We start from the raw sequence: 20,461 nt of genomic DNA, 5'->3' as shown, positions 1-20,461 counted from the left end.
GACAAACCAACGCGGTTGAAACCACGAGATGGCTTACGATCTGGAAGAGCAGGAACAGCTTGAAAACATCAAGGCATGGTGGCGCCAGTACGGCAACTTCCTGACCTGGCTGCTGATCGCCTGCCTGCTGGCCTTCGCGGCCTGGAACGGCTGGAACTGGTGGCAGCGCAAGCAGGCCGGCGAGGCCGCGGTGCTGTACGAACAGGTGCTGAAGGCCGCCGAGGCCCGCGATGTCGAGCGCACCAAGCGCGCGGCCGGCGACCTCGAGGACAAGTACGGCAAGACTGCCTATGGGCAGATGACCGCGCTGGTCGCGGCCAAGGTGCTGTACGAGGCCGGCGATCTGGCCGGCGCCAAGAGCCAGCTGCAATGGGCGGTCGATCACGGTGATGGCGAGTACCAGCACCTGGCGCGCGTCCGGCTGGCCGGCGTGCTGCTCGACGAGAAGGCCTACGACCAGGGGCTGGCGCTGCTGAAGAACGAGCCGCCGAGCCCGTTCGTCGCGCTGTATGCGGACCGCCGCGGCGATCTGCTGGCCGCCCAGGACAAGCGCGACGAGGCGCGCGCGGCCTACCGCCAGGCGCTCGACAAGCTCGGCGTCGACGAGGCCGGCATGCGCCAGATCATCCAGTTCAAGCTGGACGCCCTGGGTACCGCGTAAGCAGGGCCGCCGCCACCGATGCACCGGCCCGGCCGCTGCATCGGCCGTGGTCCATTGCTGACAGAACGCTCCCCATTTCGCTTCCCACCTTTTTTCAGGAACGCAACCAGATGATGTCGATGCCCAACGGCGCTGCCCGGATCTCTCGCCCTGTTCGCTTGACCCAGGCGCTCGTCGTTGCCTGTGCCACCGCCCTGGCTGGCTGCTCGCTGTTCGGCAAGGCCGACAAGAATCCGCCGGCCCAACTGCAGCCGGTCACGCAGACGCTGACGGTCAAGGAAGCCTGGCGCGCCAGCGTCGGCAAGAGCGGCCCGTATTCGCTGCAGCCGGTCGCGGTCGGCGACAAGGTCTATGTGTCGTCGCACGGCGGCGACGTGATGGCGCTGGACGCCACCAGCGGCCGCACGCTGTGGAAGGTCGACACCGACGTCGACCTGACCACCGGTCCCGGCAGCGACGGCAACGTGACCGCGGTGGCGGGCGAGAAGGGCGTGGTGTTCGCCTTCGATGCCAGCGGCAAGCAGCTGTGGAAGAAGCAGATCAATGGCGAGATCCTGTCGTCGCCGCTGGTCGGCCATGACCTGGTAGTCGTGCGCACCACCGATACCCGCGTGCTCGGCCTCGATGCGCAGACCGGCGAGCGCCGCTGGATCTACCAGCGCGCGCAGACGCCGCTGAACCTGCGCGCCGCGATGGGCATGGTGTTCGCCGGCGACGGCATCGTGATGGGCTTCCCCGGCGGCAAGCTGGGCGTGCTGGCCCCGTCCAATGGCGTGCTGCGCTGGGAGAGCACGATCTCGTATCCGAAGGGTGTGTCCGAGATCGAGCGGCTCAACGACGTGACGGGCCTGCCGATGATCAACGGCCGCCAGGTCTGTGCGACGACCTTCCAGGGCCGCATCGCCTGCCTGGAACTGGCCAACGGCCAGCCGCAGTGGGGCAAGGACTTCTCGTCGCCGGTGGGCCCGACCCAGGACGACGTGTCGTTGTTTGCCGCCAACGAGAATTCGGTGGTCTATGCCTTCGACCGCCAGAACGGCAACGAGCGCTGGCGCAACGAGCAGCTGCGCAACCGTCCGCTCGGCATGCCGCTGGCGCTGGGCCGCTCGGTGGTGTTCGGCGACTTCGAGGGCTACCTGCATTTCCTGTCACGCGAGGACGGCAAGTTCGTCGCGCGCGTGCGAGCCGGCAGCAGCCCGATCACCGCCGCACCGGTGGTGGCCGGCCAGACTCTGGTGGTGCAGAGCCGAGGGGGCGACGTCTACGGCTATATTCCGGATTGAAGCGCTGACCGAAACAGGGGCGGCCGCCACGGCGGGCGTCCTGCCGGTAACCGCGCGCTCACCTGTCGGTGCGCGCGATCGCCGGACCCGACAGCATGGCCGACCCGCCGCAATGGCGGTGTCGGCCGCATGCGTCATGCGGGCCATGGCCCGCGACTTGATTTCACCCGACAGGATTGCCGGCCCGGCGCGTTGCGCCAGGCTGTCGGACCAACCTGATTCTTTGGAGGCATGCCCGGCGCACCGCGCCCGGCGTGGCCCTCCACGATTTGCATGAAACCAGTGATCGCACTCGTCGGCCGCCCCAATGTGGGCAAGTCGACGTTATTCAACCGCCTGACCCGCTCGCGCGACGCGCTGGTCGCGGACCTGCCGGGCCTGACCCGCGACCGCCATTATGGCGAGGGGCGCGGCGCCGACCGTCCGTATATCGTCATCGATACCGGCGGCTTCGAACCGGTGGCCAAGGAAGGCATCGTCGCCGAGATGGCCAAGCAGACCCGGCAGGCCGTGGTCGAGGCCGACGTCGTGATCTTCATCGTCGACGGCCGCCTCGGCCTGGCGCCGCAGGACCTGGTCATCGCCGACTATCTGCGCAAGACCGGCCGCCGCGTGATGCTGGCGGTCAACAAGGCCGAGGGCATGAAGTACACCGCGGTCGCGGCCGACTTCTACGAGCTCGGCATGGGCGACCCCTATGCGATCTCGGCCACCCACGGCGACGGCGTGCGCGAACTGATCGAGGAGGCGCTGGAGGCCGCGGTCGAGCAGCGTCCCGAGCTGGCCGAGCCCGAGGACCAGAACACGCGCGGCACCAAGATCGCGATCGTGGGCCGCCCCAACGTCGGCAAGTCGACGCTGGTCAATACGCTGATCGGCGAGGAGCGCGTGATCGCGTTCGACATGCCGGGCACCACGCGCGATGCGATCTATGTCGAGTTCGAACGGGGCGGCAAGCCGTACACGCTGATCGACACGGCCGGCCTGCGCAAGCGGGGCAAGGTGTTCGAGGCGATCGAGAAGTTCTCGGTGGTCAAGACGCTGCAGTCGATCGCCGATGCGAACGTAGTGGTGCTGCTGCTGGACGCCCAGCAGGACGTGTCGGAGCAGGACGCCCATATCGCCGGCTTCATCGTCGAATCGGGACGGGCGCTGGTGGTCGGCGTCAACAAGTGGGACGGGCTGGACGGCCATACCCGCGACCGGATCAAGCACGATCTGCAGCGCAAGCTGCAGTTCCTCGATTTCGCCAACTTCCATTTCATCTCCGCGCGCGAGCGCACCGGCATCGGCCCGCTGCTGCGCTCGGTCGATGAGGCGTACGCCGCGGCGATGCTCAAGATGCCGACGCCGAAGCTGACCCGCGTGCTGCACGACGCGGTGGCCTTCCAGCAGCCGCGCCGCGTCGGCGCGACTCGCCCGAAGATGCGCTACGCGCACCAGGGTGGTTCCAATCCGCCGATCATCGTCGTGCACGGCAACTCGCTGAACGCGGTGCCGGAAACCTATCGGCGTTTTCTGGAAGGGCGTTTCCGTGCGGCCTTCAATCTGAAGGGAACACCGCTTCGAATCGAATTTCGTACGAACAAAAACCCGTACGCGGACTCGAAGGATTGAGTCGGAAAAGGCGGCCAGATGGGGGCGCCGCAGTCCGTCTGTGGCGCCGAAGTTTCGTTTGCGTTCGTTTGGAACTGCGGCTAAATTCACACTAGCGGGAGCCCCCGCTGGTTGATGCCGGCCTGGTACCGTTTTGACTTTTTTTGACGCGATCTTGCGTCGTCCGACTTGAAACCGGGGATATCGATCCCCATCATTGATCACTAAATCTATAAATTTGGAGTGTGCCATGAGCAACAAAGGGCAATTGCTACAAGACCCGTTCCTGAACGCGCTGCGCAAGGAGCACGTGCCGGTTTCCATCTACCTCGTCAATGGCATCAAGCTGCAAGGTAATATCGAATCGTTCGACCAATACGTCGTCCTGCTGCGTAACACGGTGACGCAGATGGTCTACAAGCATGCAATTTCCACTGTCGTTCCCGCGCGCGCGGTCAATTTCCGCGTCGACGACTCCGCGGAAGGCTGATTCCGACGCCGCACGTATTTCCCGCCGCGCGCACGCGCGGCAATCACGCTCCGACGCCGCGCCAGCGCCATCCGGTGCTGGCGCGGCATCGTTCTTTGTATCGTCGTGTTTTGCGGAGCGCGCCTTCCTGTTCCTGATCCCCGTTTTTTCCCGCGCCGCTGTGCGCCCCGAGCTTGCAACCTAGAGCCACTTCCCCCTCCGAACCCACCCGCGCCATTCTCGTCGGCGTCGATTTCGGCAAGCACGATTTCGAAGAGAGCCTGAGCGAACTGGCGTTGCTGACGTCCACCGCCGGTTCCACGCCGGTGCACACCCTGACCGGCAAGCGTTCGCGTCCGGACCCGGCGCTGTTCATCGGCTCGGGCAAGGCCGAGGAACTGAAGGAAGCGGCCGACGCGCTCGACGCCGACGTGGTGGTGTTCAACCACGCGTTGAGCCCCGCGCAGCAGCGCAATCTCGAACGCTTCCTGAACCGGCACGTGATCGACCGCACGGGCCTGATCCTCGATATCTTCGGCCAGCGCGCGCAGAGCCATGTCGGCAAGGTGCAGGTCGAACTGGCCCAGGTGCAATACCGCGCCTCGCGTCTGGTTCGCGCCTGGAGCCACCTGGAGCGGCAGAAGGGCGGTATCGGCATGCGCGGCGGCCCCGGCGAGCGCCAGCTCGAACTGGACCGCCGCATGCTGGACGACCGCGCCAAGCGGCTCAAGACGGATCTGTCGCGGCTGCAGCGCCAGCACAGCACGCAGCGCCGTGCCCGCGCGCGCAACGAGACGCTGAGCATTTCGCTGGTCGGCTATACCAACGCGGGCAAGTCGACGCTGTTCAACGCGCTGACCAAGGCGCGCGCCTATGCGGCCAACCAGCTGTTCGCGACGCTCGATACGACCTCGCGCCGTCTCTATCTGGATGGCCTGGGCAATGTGGTGCTGTCCGATACGGTCGGCTTCATCCGCGACCTGCCCACGCAACTGGTGGCGGCGTTCCGCGCCACGCTGGAAGAGACCGTGCATGCCGATCTGCTTCTGCATGTGGTCGATGCCGCCAGTCCGGTGCGCCACGAGCAGATCGAACAGGTCAATCGCGTGCTCGCCGAGATCGACGCGGCCGACATTCCGCAGATCGTCGTGATGAACAAGATCGACGCGGCGCCCGAATTGCTCGAGCACGGTCCCCGCATCGAACGCAACGAGGACGGCGTGCCGGTGCGCGTCTACATCAGCGCGCGCGACGGCATCGGACTGGACGGCCTGCGCGATGCGATCGTCGATGTCGCGCGCTGGCTGGCCGAGCGGCCGGCCGCGCCGGACCCCGCCGACCCGCGGCTGCAGGACCTGCACGAACGCCGCCAGTGGGAGGGCGATGGTGCCGATGGGGCCGATGGCGCCGAGTTTGCCGATTCCGGCGCCGATGCCCGGCCGGATGCGCAAGACGCCAATCCGCATTCGGAGCCCGATCTGGACCCCGATCCGGACCCCGATTCGGACCGCAGTCCGGACCCCGGTTCGGACCCCCAGGCACGGGCCAATCGTCGTCTTCCCGATCGCGACGCCGACTGATGCGGGCGGCGCCATGCGCCGCCTTCGGCATCAAATGAGCAAAAGTGGCGTCGATGGCTGCTAGAATCCCCTCGTTACAACTTTCCCGGAACCGTGCCCTACATGCCCCAGTTCTCCCGGACCTCTGATACAAGCCTTGCCCGAGGCGCCCGTCGGCCGAGCAGCTGGCAGCGTCTGCGCGCGATCCTGTCGCTGAACGATCCCCGCTGGGGCCGTGGCGACAAGGACGACGAGGACAAGGATGGGCGCGACGGCGGACGCGACAACGGCCGTCAGAACCAGCGCCCGCAGGACGGTCCGCCGGACCTGGACGAGCTGTGGCGCGACTTCAATCGCCGCCTGAACAGCCTGCTGGGCCGCAAGGACAACGGCGGCGGCAACAACAACCAGAACTTCGGCGGCGGCACGCGTACGCCGGGCAAGGGATCGGGCATCGGTGCCGGCGTCATCGCGGTCGCGGTGATCGCGATCTGGCTGGCCAGCGGCTTCTTCATGGTGCAGGAAGGCCAGACCGCGGTGGTGCTGCAGTTCGGCAAGTTCAAATACACCACCGGCCCCGGCATCAACTGGCGCATGCCGTGGCCGATCCAGTCGGCCGAGATCGTCAACCTGTCGGCCGTGCGCTCGGTCGAGGTCGGCCGTTCGACCTCGATCAAGGACAGCAATCTGAAGGACTCGTCGATGCTGACGCAGGACGAGAACATCATCGACGTCCGCTTCACGGTGCAGTACGACATCCAGGACGCGACCGAATTCCTGTTCTTCAACAAGACCGACCGCGGCGGCGACGAGGAACTGGTGACGCAGGCCGCCGAGACCTCGGTGCGCGAGATCGTCGGCCGCAACAAGATGGATTCCGTGCTGTACGAGAACCGCGAGCAGATCGCCCAGGGCCTGGCCAAGTCGATCCAGGCGATCCTGTCGGCCTACAAGACCGGCATCCGCGTGATCTCGGTGAACGTGCAGAGCGTGCAGCCGCCCGAGCAGGTGCAGGCCGCCTTCGACGACGTCAACAAGGCCAGCCAGGACCGCGAGCGCGCGATCAGCGAAGGCCAGGCCTACGCCAACGACGTGATTCCTCGCGCCCAGGGTACCGCCGCGCGCCTGGCCGAGGAGGCGCAGGCCTACAAGGCCCGCGTGATCGCGCAGGCCGAGGGCGATGCCTCGCGCTTCCGCCAGGTGCAGAACGAGTACGCCAAGGCGCCCCAGGTCACACGCGACCGCATCTATCTGGAAACGATGCAGCAGATTTACGCCAATACCAGCAAGGTGCTGGTCGATACGAAACAGGGCAACAATCTCCTCTACCTGCCGCTGGACAAGCTGATGGCGCAGTCGCAGGGCGATTCCCGCGGGATGGCGGGCGCGGTGCCGCCGCCGGCCACGCCGGCACCGGTGCCGGACGCCAGCGCCGACACGCGTTCGCGCGAAGCGCTGCGCAATCGCGATCGCGATTCCCGTTGAGGAGAGAACCGAGATGAACCGACTGATTTCCTATGCCATCGGCCTCTTCATCGTGTTGGCGATTGCCTCCTCGATGGTGTTCGTGGTCGACCAGCGGCAGTACGCCGTGGTGTTCGCCTTCGGCGAGATCAAGCAGGTGGTGCGCGACCCCGGCCTGCATTTCAAGCTGCCGCCGCCGCTGCAGAACGTGGTCTTCATGGACCGCCGCCTGCAGACGATCGACGTGGCCGCCGGCGAGCGCTTCCTGACCGCCGAGAAGAAGAGCATGATGGTGGACTGGTTCGTCAAATGGCGAATCACCGATCCGCGCAAGTTCTTCGTCGCCTTCGGCGGCAACCTGCGCGGCGCGCAGGACCGCATGACGCAGCGGATCGATGCCGCCGCGCGCGAGGAGTTCGGGCGCCGCACCGTCGCCGAGGTGGTCGCCGGCGAGCGCGACAAGGTCATGCAGAACATCCGCAACAGCATGACCGAGTACGGCCAGTCGGTCGGCGTCGAGATTCTCGACGTGCGCCTGAAGCGCGTCGACCTGCTGCCGGCGATCAGCGAATCGGTCTACCGCCGGATGGAAGCCGAGCGCAAGCGCGTCGCCAACGAGCTGCGCTCGACCGGCGCGGCCGAGGGCGAGAAGATCCGCGCCGACGCCGACCGCCAGCGCGAGGTGGTGCTGGCCGAGGCCTATCGCGAAGCGCAGAAGATCAAGGGCGAGGGCGATGCCCGCGCCTCGCAGATCTACGCCGACGCGTTCGGACGCGATCCGCAGTTCGCGCAGTTCTGGCGCAGCATGGAAGCCTATCGCAACACCTTCCGCGACAAGCGCGACGTGCTTGTGCTGGAGCCGGACTCCGAGTTCTTCCGCTACATGCGCTCGTCGGGCGGCGCGCAGACGGCGACCCGCCGCTAGCGAGCGTGCCGGCCTCCGCAGTGCGACAGCCCGGTCTTCGGTGAGTGCGTCAATGCGGTAGTCCGCTGTGCCCGAACCCCGGCTTGCCGGGGTTTTGTTCGCTCGCAGGACGGTGCGCCATCGGCGCCGTCCGCTGACCGATGCCCCTTTTGTGCGAGCCGCCCGCCCCCGGCCCGCGATCCACACGAATCTGAGAAGCACCATGTCCAACCACTGGCTCCTGCCCGAGAACATCGCCGACGTGCTGCCGTCGGAGGCCCGCAAGATCGAGGAGCTGCGCCGCCGCATGCTCGATCTGTTCCGCACCTACGGCTACGAGCTGGTGATGCCGCCGCTGCTGGAATACATCGAGTCGCTGCTGACCGGCACCGGCCACGACCTGGATCTGCGTACCTTCAAGCTGGTCGACCAGCTGTCGGGCCGCACCATGGGCCTGCGCGCCGACATCACGCCGCAGGTCGCCCGCATCGACGCGCACCTGCTGAACCGTCCTGGCGTGACGCGGCTGTGCTACGCCGGCAACGTGCTGCACGCGCGCCCGGCGGGCTTTCACGCGACGCGCGAGCCGATCCAGGTCGGCGCCGAGATCTACGGCCATGCCGGTCTCGAGGCCGACGTCGAGATCCAGAACCTGATGCTGGCCGCGCTGCAGTCCGCTGGCCTGGGCGAGGTGCGGCTGGACCTGTGCCACGCGGGCATCGTCGCGGCGCTGCTCGACGGCCTGCCGCCGGCGCGCAGCAACGAGCAGGCACTGTTCGATGCGCTCGAGAACAAGGATGTGCCGGGCCTGCGCGAGCTGACCACCGGATTCCCGCAGGTCGAGCGCGACGCGCTGCTGGCGCTGCCGACGCTGTACGGCGGCCCCGAGGTGATCGAGCGGGCCCGCGCGGTGCTGCCGGCCAGCCCGGCCATCGGCCGCGCGCTGGACGAGCTGGCCTTCCTGGCCGGCGAGGTGCGCGGCGCCACGGTCAACATCGACCTTGCCGATCTGCGCGGTTACCACTATCACAGTGGAGTCATGTTCGCCGCCTACGTGGCGGGCCTGCCCAACCACGTTGCCCGCGGCGGCCGCTACGACAAGGTGGGCGAGGCCTTCGGCCGCGCGCGTCCGGCCACCGGCTTTTCGCTGGACCTGCGAGAGGTGGCGGCGCTGTCACCGGTCGAGGTGCGCGCACTGGCCATCTTCGCGCCGTGGGACGCCGATCCCGCGCTGCGCACCGCGATCGCGGCGCTGCGCGAGGGCGGCGAGATCGTGATCCAGTCGTTGCCGGGCCACACGCACGAGCTCGACGAGTTCAATTGCGACCGCCAGCTGGTGCGCGACGGTAGCCGCTGGGTGGTGGTGCCGCGCTGAGCGCCGGTTCGCCCGACTGAGCGGTTCTCCCCGCAAAATCGGGGATCGGCCCGCAACAAGAGTAGAATACGTTTTTAACCTTCTGACCAGTTCAACATGTCCGCTTCAGCAGTAAGCCAGGGACGCAACGTCGTCGTGATCGGCACCCAGTGGGGTGACGAAGGCAAAGGAAAAATCGTCGATTGGCTTACCGATCATGCAAAGGGCGTGGTGCGGTTCCAGGGTGGCCACAATGCCGGCCACACGCTGATCATCGGCGGCAAGAAAACGATCCTGCGGCTGATCCCGTCGGGGATCATGCGCGAAGGCACCGTCTGCTATATCGGCAACGGCGTGGTGCTGTCGCCCGAGGCGCTGTTCCGCGAGATCGAGGAACTGGAAGGGGCCGGCCTGCAGGTGCAGAACCGCCTGCGCATTTCCGAAGCGGCCACGCTGATCCTGCCGTACCACGTGGCGATCGACAAGGCGCGCGAGCTGCGCCGTGGCGCCGGCAAGATCGGCACCACCGGCCGTGGCATCGGCCCGGCCTATGAGGACAAGGTGGCCCGCCGCGCGCTGCGCGTGCAGGACCTGTTCGATCCGCAGCAATTCGCCGAACGCCTGCGCGAGAACCTGGACTTCCACAACTTCATGCTGACCCAGTACCTGGGCGCCGAGGCGGTGGACTTCCAGCAGACGCTGGACGAGGCGCTGGCCTATGCGCCGCGCCTGGCGCCGATGGTCGCCGACGTGTCGGCCGAGCTGTACGCGGTCAACGCCGCCGGCCAGAACCTGATGTTCGAGGGCGCGCAGGGCACGCTGCTCGACGTCGATCACGGCACCTATCCGTTCGTGACCTCGAGCAACTGCGTGGCGGGCGCCGCCACCGCGGGCGCCGGCGTCGGTCCGGGCCGGCTGCACTACATCCTGGGCATCACCAAGGCCTATTGCACCCGCGTCGGTGCGGGCCCGTTCCCCAGCGAGCTGTACGACAACGACAATCCCCGCCGCCAGGATCCGGTCGGCGTGCGCCTGGCCAATGTCGGCAAGGAATTCGGCTCGGTCACCGGCCGTCCGCGCCGCACCGGCTGGCTCGATGCCGCCGCGCTGAAGCGCTCGGTGCAGATCAACGGTGTGTCGGGCCTGTGCATGACCAAGCTGGACGTGCTCGACGGTCTCGATACGATCCGCCTGTGCGTCGGCTACACGCTGGACGGCAAGCAGATCGACATGCTGCCGCGCGGCTCGGACGCGGTGGCGCGCTGCGAGCCGATCTACGAGGACTTCGCCGGCTGGAACGAATCGACGTTCGGCATCAAGAGCTGGGACGCGCTGCCCGAGGCCGCGCGCCAGTACCTGAAGCGCATCGAGGAAGTGGTCGGCATCCCGATCGACATGATCTCGACCGGTCCGGACCGCGACGAAACCATTCTGCTGCGCCATCCGTATCTGGTCTGATTCGGTGATCTGATCCGGCGCGAGCCGCGGGCAAACCGCGGCCTTCGATGGAATGACGGCCCGCGCAAGCGGGCCTTACTGTATCCCGCGCACGGGAACCCCCTATTACAAAGCAGCGACGAAGAGCAAGCGATGACCCTGCCCCAGAACGATGACGAGAACCTGTGGATCTCGTGGGACGAATACCACCGGCTGATTGCCCGCCTGTCACTGAACGTGCACGAGTCGGGCTGGCGTTTCGACAAGATCCTGTGCCTGGCGCGCGGCGGCCTGCGCGTCGGCGACCAGATGTCGCGCATCTTCGACGTGCCGCTGGCGATCCTGGCCACCAGCAGCTACCGCGAGGCGGCCGGCACGGTGCAGGGCGATCTCGATATCGCGCAGTACATCACGATGACGCGCGGCGAGCTCAGCGGGCGCATCCTGCTGGTCGATGATCTGGTCGACTCGGGCGTGACGCTGGAGCGCGTCGGCCGCCATCTGCAGGAGCGCTATCCCGCGGTGACCGAAGTCCGTTCGGCGGTGCTGTGGTACAAGGCCTGCTCGAAGGTCAAGCCCGACTATCACGTCAGCTTCCTGCCGACCAATCCGTGGATCCATCAGCCGTTCGAGGAATACGACACGCTGCGTCCGCACAACCTGGCCGCCTGGCTCAAGCGCGGCAAGCGGGCAGAGGGCGAGGGCGGTCAGGGCTGAATTTTTTGACCGGTTCAAACCACCCCCTCTTCCCAACCCTCTCCCCCTGAGGGGGAGAGGGAGAACCCAATCGGCGCGAATCGACGCTTGTCGGTTTTCTTTCCCCTGAGGGAAGAGGCGAACCCAATTGGTTTTCTACCCCTCCCGCTTGCCGGAGAGGGGCCGGGGGAGAGGGCAGCGCACCTGTTGCGTTTCTCTTCAATACCCCACCGTAAACCGCTCGCGCGAATGCGCGTGCCGCTCCAGCTCGTCGATCAGCGCGACGGCGAAATCCTCCATCGAGATCCAGCTCTTGCCGTTGGCATCGCTCAGCAGCTCGTCCTTGCCGACGCGATAGCTGCCGGTGCGCTGGCCTGGCTCCAGCAGCGCGGACGGTGACAGGAAGACCCAGTCCAGCTCGTTTTCTCCCCGCAGCGCATTCAGGAAGTCGCGGCCGGCCAGCGCCTCGTCCTTGTAGGCCGCCGGAAATTCAGGCGTGTCGACCAGCTGCACGCCGGGTGCGACATACAGACTGCCGGCACCGCCGACCACCGCCACGCGCTTGACGCCGGCCTGGCGGGCCAGTTGCAGCAGCGGCTCGGGCCCCGCCTGCGCGAAGCGCACTGCGCTGACCAGCGCATCGTGACCGGCCAGGGCCGGCGCCAGCTTTGCGGTATTGGCCGGATCGGCGATATCCGCGTCCAGCCGTTTCAGGCCCGGACGATCCGCCAGCGTGCCGGCGTGGCGAGCGATCGCGGTCACGGTATGGCCGCGGCGTAGCGCCTCGTCGGCGATGCGGCTGCCGACGCGTCCGGTGGCACCCAGGATGGCGATTTGCATGATGGAACTCCTTCACAGGTTGGCTTCGCGAGGAAGCAAAGAGAGATTCGCATATGAAACTACTTTGGTTACATATGCGGACAAAAAATATGCGGACAAAAAAATCAGCGTCGCCGCGCCCGGGCCGATCGCTCGACGTCGGCCAGCATGCCGGCGATCGTCGTCTGCGCCAGGTTCTCCTCCATCGCGGCCTGCGCCCGGTCGGTGATGCGGGTCAGCGCGCCGGTGATCTCGCGCCCGACCATGCAGGCCGGATTCGGTGCGCCGGCATGCAGCCCGATCACGCTGTCCGACTCCACCGCGCGGAACACATCGCGCAGCGTGATCGTGTTCGCGGCTCGTGCCAGCGAGGCGCCGCCCGCCGCGCCCATCGCGGTGCAGACCAGTCCCGCCTGCGCCAGCACGCCGATCAGACGGCGAATCAGCGCGGGATTGGTGCCGACGCTGCCGGCGATCAGCGACGAAGGCAGCGGCTCGTCGGCGCTGGCGAGCAGGGTCAGGATATGGACGGCAACGGCGAATCGGCTGCTGGTGGACATGGCGGAGAACGAACAAGTGAAACCATCGTAGTTACATATAATCCGACTGTCAACCGCGGCGGAAAACGATGGAGGGAAGGGCGCCGGGCGATCGGCGGGCAAGCGGCCGGCAAGCGATGCAGACACGAACTCGACAGAATGCCGGAAGCGCCACTGAAGCTGATACACTGCGCGTTGATGCCGAGGCGCGGCGATGACGGTCGTGCCCGGCGCAAGGGGCGGCGCAGTCGCGCGTCGGTTCGGCCGGTTGGTTTGGTCGGTTCGAGCGGTTGCCAGCGCGCCGCAAGCAGTGAAAGATGGTCGTCGGCCGCGCAAGGTCGGCACATGGTCGGAATTCGTCGGGACGCGATCCCGGGGATCCGGGGCAACCGGCGCTCGCGGCGCCGAACTGGAGCGCCAATGGCCCGATCAAAGCAGAACGCGCAAGCGGTCCGGATGGAAACGCAGATGCACGCGGGAAAGAAAAAACCCGCAGCGCCGGAAAGCGATGCGGGTTTTTTGATCTGGTGCCCAGGAGAGGACTCGAACCTCCACAGTGTTGCCACCGCTAGGACCTGAACCTAGTGCGTCTACCAATTCCGCCACCTGGGCAGGTGTCGAAACAACCGAAGCGCTCATTATAGCGACGACAATCGATTTGTCAAATCCTCTTTAGAAGAAATTGAATCAGAACAACTATCCGATCCCGAGTCGGGAAGAAATCCTCGGCGTCCTGCGTACCTCCGGTTCGCCACTGTCGGCCGGCGACATCGCCAAGGCCCTCGCCGTCACGCGCAAGGAGCATGACGGCTTCCAGAAAAGGCTGGCCGCGATGGAACGCGACGGCCAGATCGAATTGAACCGCAAGGGCCGCTACGAGCTCGCCCATCAGCCCAATTTCGTGGTCGGCCGCGTGCAGGGCCACCGTGACGGGTTCGGCTTCCTGATCCGCGACGACGGCGAGGACGATATCTTCCTGCCCGAGCGCGAGCTGCAGAAGGCGATGCACAACGACCGTGCGCAGGTGCGCGTGATCGGCTACGACCGCCGCGGCCGTCCCGAAGGGCAGATCGTCGAGATCGTCGAGCGGGCCAACCGTTTCGTGATCGGCCGCCTGCTCAGCGAGGGCGGCGTGCTGGTGGTGGCGCCCGAGGACAAGCGCATCAGCCAGGACATCCTGATCCCGCCGCGGGCGCAGGGCAAGGCCAAGGTCGGCCAGGTCGTCAGCGTCGAGATCGTCGAATATCCGGACCGCTATGTGCAGCCGGTCGGCCGCGTGGTCGAGGTGCTGGGCGAGATCGACGACCCCGGCATGGAGATCGAGATCGCGGTGCGCAAGTACGGCGTGCCGCATACGTTCTCGCCGGGCGCGCAGAGCGAGGCCGCCGCACTGCCCGACGAGGTGCGCGAGGCCGACCTGGACCACCGCATCGACCTGCGCGACGTGCCGCTGGTGACGATCGATGGCGAGGACGCGCGCGACTTCGACGACGCGGTCTATTGCGAGCCGGTCAAGATCGGCCGCGCCAAGGGCTGGCGCCTGATCGTCGCGATCGCCGACGTCTCGCACTACGTGCGTCCCGGCACGCCGCTGGACGCCGACGCGCTCGACCGCGCCACCTCGGTCTACTTTCCGCGCCGCGTGATTCCGATGCTGCCGGAGAAGCTGTCGAACGGCCTGTGCTCGCTGAACCCGCTGGTCGACCGGCTGTGCATGGTCTGCGATGCGGTGATCACCGCCAAGGGCGAACTGAAGGCCTACCAGTTCTATCCCGCCGTGATGCATTCTGCCGCGCGCCTGACCTACAACGAGGTCTGGGCGGTGCTGTCCAACACCAAGGGTCCGGAGGCCCACAAGCGTGCCGAGCTGGTGCCGCATCTGCAGAACCTGTACGAGCTGTACCAGGTCCTGCTGAAGGCGCGCCGCGAGCGCGGCGCGATCGACTTCGACACCACCGAGACCTATATCGTCTGCAATGCGCAGGGCAAGATCGAACAGATCCTGCCGCGCACGCGCAACGACGCGCATCGGCTGATCGAGGAATGCATGCTGACCGCCAACGTCTGCGCGGCCGACTTCCTCGAGCGCTTCAAGCATCCGGCGCTGTACCGGATCCACGCCGGCCCCAGCGAGGAAAAGCTCAAGGCGCTGCGCGAGTTCCTGAAGACCTCGGGCCTGTCGCTGGGCGGCGGCGACAAGCCGCAGGCCTCCGACTACGCCGAGGTCATGGACAAGATCAAGGCGCGTCCCGATGCGCCGATGCTGCAGACCATGCTGCTGCGCTCGATGCAGCAGGCGGTCTACAGCCCCGACAACATCGGCCACTTCGGCCTGGCCTACGAGGCCTACGCCCACTTCACCAGCCCGATCCGGCGCTATCCGGACCTGCTGGTGCACCGGGCGATCAAGGCGGTGCTGGCGCACACCAAGTACCAGCCGGCCTTCGCCCCGGGCACCGCGCTCAATACCGCAGTCTCGCCGAAGGCCCGCCGCATGCAGGCCAAGGACGAGGCCGCGCGCGCCGAGAAGATGGCCGGCCGCGCGCGCCGCAACGAAGCGGTGTGGGACGAGCTCGGGCTGCACTGCTCGGCCAACGAGCGCCGCGCCGACGAGGCCTCGCGCGATGTCGAGGCCTGGCTCAAGTGCTACTTCATGCGCGACAAGCTCGGCAACGAGTTTGCCGGCACGGTGAGCGCGGTGACGTCGTTCGGCATCTTCGTGCAGCTCGACGAGCTGTATGTCGAAGGGCTGGTCCACGTGACCGAGCTGGGCAGCGATTACTTCGAGTACGACGAGGCGCGCAACGAGCTGCGCGGCCAGCGCACCGGCATCCGCTACCGGCTGACCGATCGCGTGCGCGTGCAGGTCTCGCGCGTCGACCTCGACGCCCGCAAGATCGATTTCCGCCTGGTGCAGGAGCCGTCGGCCAAGAGCCTGCGCGCGCGTCCGACCACCGAGCCGGCGCCGCATGTGCCCGCCGCGCATGCGCTGCCCGCGCGCAAGAAGGGCCGCCAGCTGGCGGCGCTGCTGGGCGGCACCTCCAAGCCCGAGGAGTCGTTCGACGAAACGCTCGATCGCGTGTTCGAGGAGCAACCGGTGTTCGAGGCGGTGATCACGCCGATCAAGGGCAGGCCGGAGGGCGGTACCGCCGGTGGTACCGGCAAGCCGTCCAGGCGCGCGGCCAAGCCCAAGCCGGCCGGCGCGGTGGCCAGGACGGCGGGCAAGGAAAGCGGCAGGGCGGGCGGCAGGGCGGGAGACAAGACGGCGGCGAAGTCGACCGCCAAGCGGGCCGGCAAGGCCGCCGGCAAGACGGCACGCAAGACCGCGTCGAAGAAGTCCACGCGGACGCGGTGAGCCACGCGGGCGGTGGCGCATTGACCGCCGCTGCCCTCTCCCCCGGGCCCCTCTCCCGCAAGCGGGAGAGGGGAGCAATACGGAAGCAAGACGGCGCGCCATCCGCGAGTGCGCCTCGTGCGAACGCCGCGATTTCCATAAGCCGCGCCCCCCGCAAGGCGCCGCCGTATGCAGACCTCACTCTCCTCTCCCGCAAGCGGGAGCGGAAAGCAAGGCGGTCCCCTCCGACTGCCGCTCATGCGGATGCCGTGAACGCTTCCATCAGACGGAGCCCCGCATCGCGCCGCCGCATGCAGACCTCACTCCCCTCTCCCGCAAGCGGGAGAGGGGTGGGGAGAAGGGTGGGGGGAGGGCAAGCTCGGACGGGTACAATCCCGCCCATGGCCAAACAAAAACTTCTGATCGGCTTTCACGCCGTCACCGCGCGCCTGCGCCAGGACGCGGCCGGCGTTACCGACGTCTATATCGAGTCCAACCGGCGCGATCGCCGCATGCAGGACTTCATCCGCCTCGCCGAGGGACTCGGCGTGCGTCTCCATCCGGTCGATGCCGAACGCCTGCGCGGCATGGCGGGCACCGACCGCCACCAGGGCGTGGTCGCTCGCGCCGAGGACGTGTCGCTGGCGCTCAATCTCGACGAACTGCTCGACGGCATCGAAGGCACGCCGCTGCTGCTGGTGCTCGACGGCGTCACCGACCCGCACAATCTCGGCGCCTGCCTGCGCGTGGCCGACGGCGCCGGGGCCCATGCGGTGATCGCGCCCAAGGACCGCAGCGTCGGCCTGAACGCGACGGTGGCCAAGGTGGCCAGCGGCGCGGCCGAGACCGTGCCCTATATCACCGTGACCAATCTGGCGCGCACGCTGCGCGAACTGCAGGAGCGCGGCATCTGGGTGGTCGGCACCGCCGACGGCGCCGAGCGCACCGTCTACGACATCGACCTGAAGGGCCCGACCGCGCTGGTGATGGGCGCCGAAGGCGAGGGCATGCGCCGCCTGACCCGCGAGACCTGCGACGAGCTGGTGTCGATCCCGATGGCAGGCGGCGTCGAGAGCCTGAACGTGTCGGTCGCCAGCGGCGTCTGCCTCTATGAAGCGGTGCGCCAGCGCCGCGCCGTGGCGCGTTGAGCGGACGGTTCAATGAAGGGGGCGCGATGCTGATCGATGCCGCCGACCTGGCCGACGCGCGGCGGCGCATCGCCGCCGCCAACGACATCCTGGTGCTGACCGGTGCCGGCATCTCGGCCGAGTCGGGCGTGCCGACCTTCCGCGATGCGCTGACGGGCCTGTGGGCCCGTTTCGATCCCGAGGAACTGGCCACCGAGGAGGCCTACCGCCGCCAGCCCGGCCTGGTCTGGGACTGGTATCAGCATCGCCGCGCGCTGGTTGCGGCGGCGCAGCCCAATCCCGCGCATCATGCAATCGTCGCTTTGGCCGCGCAGAAGAAGGTGACGCTGGTCACGCAGAACGTCGACGGCCTGCACCAGCGCGCCGGCAGCCCCGACGTGATCGAGCTGCACGGCAACCTGTTCGCCAACAAATGGCTGGACGGCTGCGGCCGCTGCGAGGCCGCGCCGGACGACGGCCGCAGCCCGCCGCGCTGCATCCATTGCGGCGCGCCGATGCGGCCCGGCGTGGTGTGGTTCGGCGAGGACCTGCCGCGCGTGGCGCGCTACCGCGCCGAGCATGCGGCGCAGACCTGCGATCTGTGCCTGGTGGTCGGCACCTCGGGCATGGTCTATCCCGCGGCCGGCCTGCCGGGCCTGGCCAAGGACCATGGCGCCGGCGTGATCGTCGTCAATCCGCAGCCGTCGGCGCTCGACGCGACCGCCGACCTGGTGCTGGCGGCACCGGCCGGCCAATGCCTGCCGATGCTGTGGGACGGGGCGGGCGCCTGACGCAAGGCCCGGCAGGCCCGCGGAGCCGCGCCGCGCCCGTCTTCAGGAGAACGTCTCGGCGATCAGCCGTTCCAGCTTGATCGCATCCGCCGCGAACGCGCGGATGCCCTCGGCCAGCTTCTCGGTGGCCATCGCGTCCTCGTTCAGCTGCCAGCGGAAGGCCGGCTCTTCGCAATGGACGCGCGCGATATGGCCGGCCTGCGCATCGTCGACCGACAGCTTGCGCTCGACCGGCGCGGTGCTGGCCGCCAGCTGCTCCAGCAGCTCGGGGCTGATCGTCAGCAGATCGCAGCCGGCCAGCGACAGGATCTGGTCGGTATTGCGGAAGCTCGCGCCCATCACCTCGGTCTTGTAGCCGAAACGCTTGTAGTAGTCGTAGATCTGCCGCACCGAATGCACGCCCGGATCGGCGTCGCCGCTGTTGGCGTCGGGATTCCACTTGTCGCCGGCCTGCTTGCGGTACCAGTCGAGGATGCGGCCGACGAACGGCGAGATCAGCTGGGCGCCGGCCTCGGCGCAGGCGACTGCCTGTACCAGCGAGAACAGCAGCGTCATGTTGCAGCGGATTCCCTCGCGCTGCAGCACCTCGGCGGCGCGGATGCCTTCCCAGGTCGAGGCGATCTTGATCAGCACGCGCTCGCGCGGCACGCCGGCGCGTTCGTACAGCGCGATCAGGTGGCGTGCCTTGTCGACGGTCGCGGCGGTATCGAAGGACAGCCGCGCATCGACCTCGGTCGACACCCGGCCCGGCACGATCTTCAGGATCTCGCCGCCGAAGGCGATCAGCAGCGCGTCCATCACGGCATCGACGCCGGCGTCGTGATGATCGCGCACGGCCTTCTCGAGCAGCGGCCGGTATTCGGGCTTCTGCACGGCCTTCAGGATCAGCGACGGATTGGTGGTGGCGTCCTGCGGCGTGTACTGCTTCATCGCCTGGAAGTCGCCGGTATCGGCCACCACGGTGGTGAACTGCTTCAGTTGCGCTAGCTGGTTCATGATGATTGCGTCGGACGGGAAAGGAATCGGAACGGGGCTGCCGCAGCGGGGCTGCATCGGTGCCGCATCGGTTCATTGTACCGGCCCATTGTGGGACCCCTGGCGGCCCGGGCGCAATCCGTTACACTACGCGGTTTCCGCAACCGACTTTTCCGGCGCCGCACCGTACCGCACCCGTTCGCGGCGGCGCCGAAGGCAGCAGGCAATGACTCAGGATGAACTGAAGGCGCAGGTGGCGCAGGCCGCCGCGGACTATGTCGAGAAGGAAGTCCCGGAAGGGGCGGTGCTCGGTGTCGGCACCGGTTCGACCGCCAACCTGTTCATCGATGCGGTGGCGCGCTTCAAGGACCGCTTCGCCGGCGCGGTATCGAGCTCCGAGGCTTCGACGCGCCGCCTGCAGCAGCACGGCTTCAAGGTGCTGGACCTGAACGAGGTCGACGAGATTCCGGTCTATGTCGACGGCGCCGACGAGATCGACGCCAGCGGCGCGATGATCAAGGGCGGCGGCGGCGCGCTGACGCGCGAGAAGATCGTCGCCTCGGTGGCGCGCACCTTCGTCTGCATCGCCGACGCCAGCAAGCTGGTCGGCGTGATGGGCCAGTTTCCGCTGCCGGTCGAGGTGATCCCGATGGCGCGCGCCGCGGTGGCGCGCCAGCTGGCGGCGCTGGGCGGCCAGCCGCGCCTGCGCATGACCAGGGAAGGCGGCATCTACAAGACCGACAACGGCAATGTGATCCTGGACGTCAGCGGCCTGGCCATCGGCGATCCGAAGGGCATGGAGCAGGCGATCAACCAGCTGCCCGGCGTGGTGACCGTGGGGCTGTTCGCGCTGCGCGGCGCCGACGTGCTGCTGCTGGGCACGGCCGACGGGGTGCGGCGCACGGATTTCTGAGCCGATTCGTCAGCCCGCATAAACGACAAAGGCGCCAGGAAACCTGGCGCCTTTTTCTTTTCTCCGCTCGCGGGAGAGGGGCAGCGGAGAGGGCATTAGGCGGTCGTTATGCCGCAGCGGCTCGAAACCACCCCCTCGCCCCGACCCTCTCCCCCTGAGGGGCAGAGGGAGAACACCTACGGGATGTCGACGGCTGCAGCCGACTCAAGCCTGCGGCGGCACATACCCCGCCGCCTGGTCCGCGCCTTCGCCGAAGAAGTACTTCTCGGTCTGCTTCAGCAGATACTGCCGCGCACGCGCGTCGGCCATGTTCAGGCGGTTTTCGTTGATCAGCATGGTCTGGTGCTTGAGCCAGCCGGCCCAGGCCTCCTTCGACACGTTCTGCCAGATCTTCTTGCCCAGTTCGCCGGGCAGCGGCGGGAAATCGAGGCCCTCGGCCTCCTTGTTCAGCTTGACGCAATGGACCATGCGGGCCATGGGGAACTCCTTCTATCGTTCTGTTCGTGTGATCGCGGTGCGATGTCGTGGCGCGTTCGTCCG

18 protein-coding genes and 1 tRNA gene are annotated in these 20,461 nt (G+C 67.5%); 14 read left to right on the top strand and 5 right to left on the bottom strand.

Annotated features, from left to right (window positions below; all coding sequences use genetic code 11):
• The first annotated feature begins 28 nt into the window (after positions 1-28).
• The 10 genes from LRR16_RS22760 (at position 29) to LRR16_RS22715 (ending at position 11,444) form a co-directional block, all read left to right on the top strand.
• Complete coding sequence (locus LRR16_RS22760) at positions 29-661, top strand: tetratricopeptide repeat protein (protein ID WP_006577123.1); 633 nt, start codon at positions 29-31, stop codon at positions 659-661.
• A gap of 113 nt (positions 662-774) precedes the next feature.
• The gene (gene bamB, locus LRR16_RS22755) at positions 775-1,944 is read left to right on the top strand and encodes an outer membrane protein assembly factor BamB (RefSeq protein ID WP_370646875.1); all 1,170 of its coding nucleotides are present in this window, start codon (positions 775-777) and stop codon (positions 1,942-1,944) included.
• Between the two features lie 273 nt (positions 1,945-2,217).
• Entirely contained in the window at positions 2,218-3,561 is a 1,344-nt protein-coding gene (gene der / locus LRR16_RS22750; RefSeq protein WP_232207180.1) for a ribosome biogenesis GTPase Der, read from the top strand.
• Between the two features lie 229 nt (positions 3,562-3,790).
• Positions 3,791-4,030, top strand: coding sequence for an RNA chaperone Hfq (gene hfq, locus LRR16_RS22745; protein WP_006577126.1), 240 nt, complete (start codon positions 3,791-3,793; stop codon positions 4,028-4,030).
• Positions 4,031-4,203: 173 nt separating this feature from the next.
• Positions 4,204-5,589 carry a GTPase HflX gene (hflX, locus tag LRR16_RS22740; protein WP_232207179.1) on the top strand — a complete coding sequence of 462 codons (1,386 nt, stop codon included), beginning with the start codon at positions 4,204-4,206 and terminating at the stop codon, positions 5,587-5,589.
• A gap of 102 nt (positions 5,590-5,691) precedes the next feature.
• Entirely contained in the window at positions 5,692-7,053 is a 1,362-nt protein-coding gene (hflK, locus tag LRR16_RS22735) for an FtsH protease activity modulator HflK (protein ID WP_006577128.1), read from the top strand.
• A gap of 13 nt (positions 7,054-7,066) precedes the next feature.
• The gene (gene hflC / locus LRR16_RS22730) at positions 7,067-7,957 is read left to right on the top strand and encodes a protease modulator HflC (RefSeq protein WP_006577129.1); all 891 of its coding nucleotides are present in this window, start codon (positions 7,067-7,069) and stop codon (positions 7,955-7,957) included.
• A gap of 202 nt (positions 7,958-8,159) precedes the next feature.
• The gene (locus LRR16_RS22725; RefSeq protein ID WP_023263801.1) at positions 8,160-9,311 is read left to right on the top strand and encodes an ATP phosphoribosyltransferase regulatory subunit; all 1,152 of its coding nucleotides are present in this window, start codon (positions 8,160-8,162) and stop codon (positions 9,309-9,311) included.
• A gap of 96 nt (positions 9,312-9,407) precedes the next feature.
• Positions 9,408-10,748, top strand: a complete 1,341-nt coding sequence (locus LRR16_RS22720) for an adenylosuccinate synthase (protein WP_064577284.1) — start codon at positions 9,408-9,410, stop codon at positions 10,746-10,748.
• A 132-nt stretch (positions 10,749-10,880) separates the two neighbouring features.
• Positions 10,881-11,444 (top strand): phosphoribosyltransferase, encoded by a 564-nt coding sequence (locus LRR16_RS22715; RefSeq protein ID WP_006577131.1) that lies wholly within the window; start codon positions 10,881-10,883, stop codon positions 11,442-11,444.
• Between the two features lie 198 nt (positions 11,445-11,642).
• Here the strand turns inward: LRR16_RS22715 and LRR16_RS22710 are convergent, their stop codons facing one another.
• From LRR16_RS22710 to LRR16_RS22700, 3 genes are all read right to left on the bottom strand, one after another.
• On the bottom strand, positions 11,643-12,263 hold the full coding sequence (locus LRR16_RS22710) for an NAD(P)-dependent oxidoreductase (protein ID WP_232207178.1): 621 nt from the start codon (positions 12,261-12,263) through the stop codon (positions 11,643-11,645).
• A gap of 104 nt (positions 12,264-12,367) precedes the next feature.
• The gene (locus tag LRR16_RS22705; RefSeq protein ID WP_006577133.1) at positions 12,368-12,802 is read right to left on the bottom strand and encodes an Rrf2 family transcriptional regulator; all 435 of its coding nucleotides are present in this window, start codon (positions 12,800-12,802) and stop codon (positions 12,368-12,370) included.
• A 504-nt stretch (positions 12,803-13,306) separates the two neighbouring features.
• Positions 13,307-13,393, bottom strand: a tRNA-Leu gene (locus tag LRR16_RS22700).
• A 70-nt stretch (positions 13,394-13,463) separates the two neighbouring features.
• Between LRR16_RS22700 and rnr the strand changes: the two genes are divergently transcribed.
• The 3 genes from rnr (at position 13,464) to LRR16_RS22685 (ending at position 18,033) form a co-directional block, all read left to right on the top strand.
• Positions 13,464-16,136, top strand: coding sequence for a ribonuclease R (rnr, locus tag LRR16_RS22695; RefSeq protein WP_232207177.1), 2,673 nt, complete (start codon positions 13,464-13,466; stop codon positions 16,134-16,136).
• 380 nt (positions 16,137-16,516) lie between these two features.
• On the top strand, positions 16,517-17,263 hold the full coding sequence (gene rlmB / locus LRR16_RS22690; RefSeq protein WP_006577134.1) for a 23S rRNA (guanosine(2251)-2'-O)-methyltransferase RlmB: 747 nt from the start codon (positions 16,517-16,519) through the stop codon (positions 17,261-17,263).
• 26 nt (positions 17,264-17,289) lie between these two features.
• Entirely contained in the window at positions 17,290-18,033 is a 744-nt protein-coding gene (locus tag LRR16_RS22685) for an NAD-dependent deacylase (protein ID WP_232207176.1), read from the top strand.
• A 42-nt stretch (positions 18,034-18,075) separates the two neighbouring features.
• Here the strand turns inward: LRR16_RS22685 and tal are convergent, their stop codons facing one another.
• Positions 18,076-19,029: a transaldolase gene (gene tal, locus LRR16_RS22680; protein ID WP_064577306.1), complete on the bottom strand. Its 954-nt coding sequence runs from the start codon at positions 19,027-19,029 to the stop codon at positions 18,076-18,078.
• 205 nt (positions 19,030-19,234) lie between these two features.
• On the opposite strand from tal, the gene rpiA reads away from it, so the two are divergent.
• Positions 19,235-19,921: a ribose-5-phosphate isomerase RpiA gene (gene rpiA / locus LRR16_RS22675; RefSeq protein ID WP_006577138.1), complete on the top strand. Its 687-nt coding sequence runs from the start codon at positions 19,235-19,237 to the stop codon at positions 19,919-19,921.
• A gap of 204 nt (positions 19,922-20,125) precedes the next feature.
• On the opposite strand, the gene LRR16_RS22670 is transcribed toward rpiA, so the two are convergent.
• Positions 20,126-20,398 carry an oxidative damage protection protein gene (locus LRR16_RS22670; RefSeq protein ID WP_006577139.1) on the bottom strand — a complete coding sequence of 91 codons (273 nt, stop codon included), beginning with the start codon at positions 20,396-20,398 and terminating at the stop codon, positions 20,126-20,128.
• Positions 20,399-20,461: the final 63 nt, after the last annotated feature.

It is taken from the genome of Cupriavidus sp. UGS-1 (genome assembly GCF_021213615.1).
Lineage (GTDB): Bacteria > Pseudomonadota > Gammaproteobacteria > Burkholderiales > Burkholderiaceae > Cupriavidus.
The sequence above is the reverse complement of the archived record's forward strand: the minus strand, read 5'-3'. Positions and strand labels throughout refer to the sequence as shown.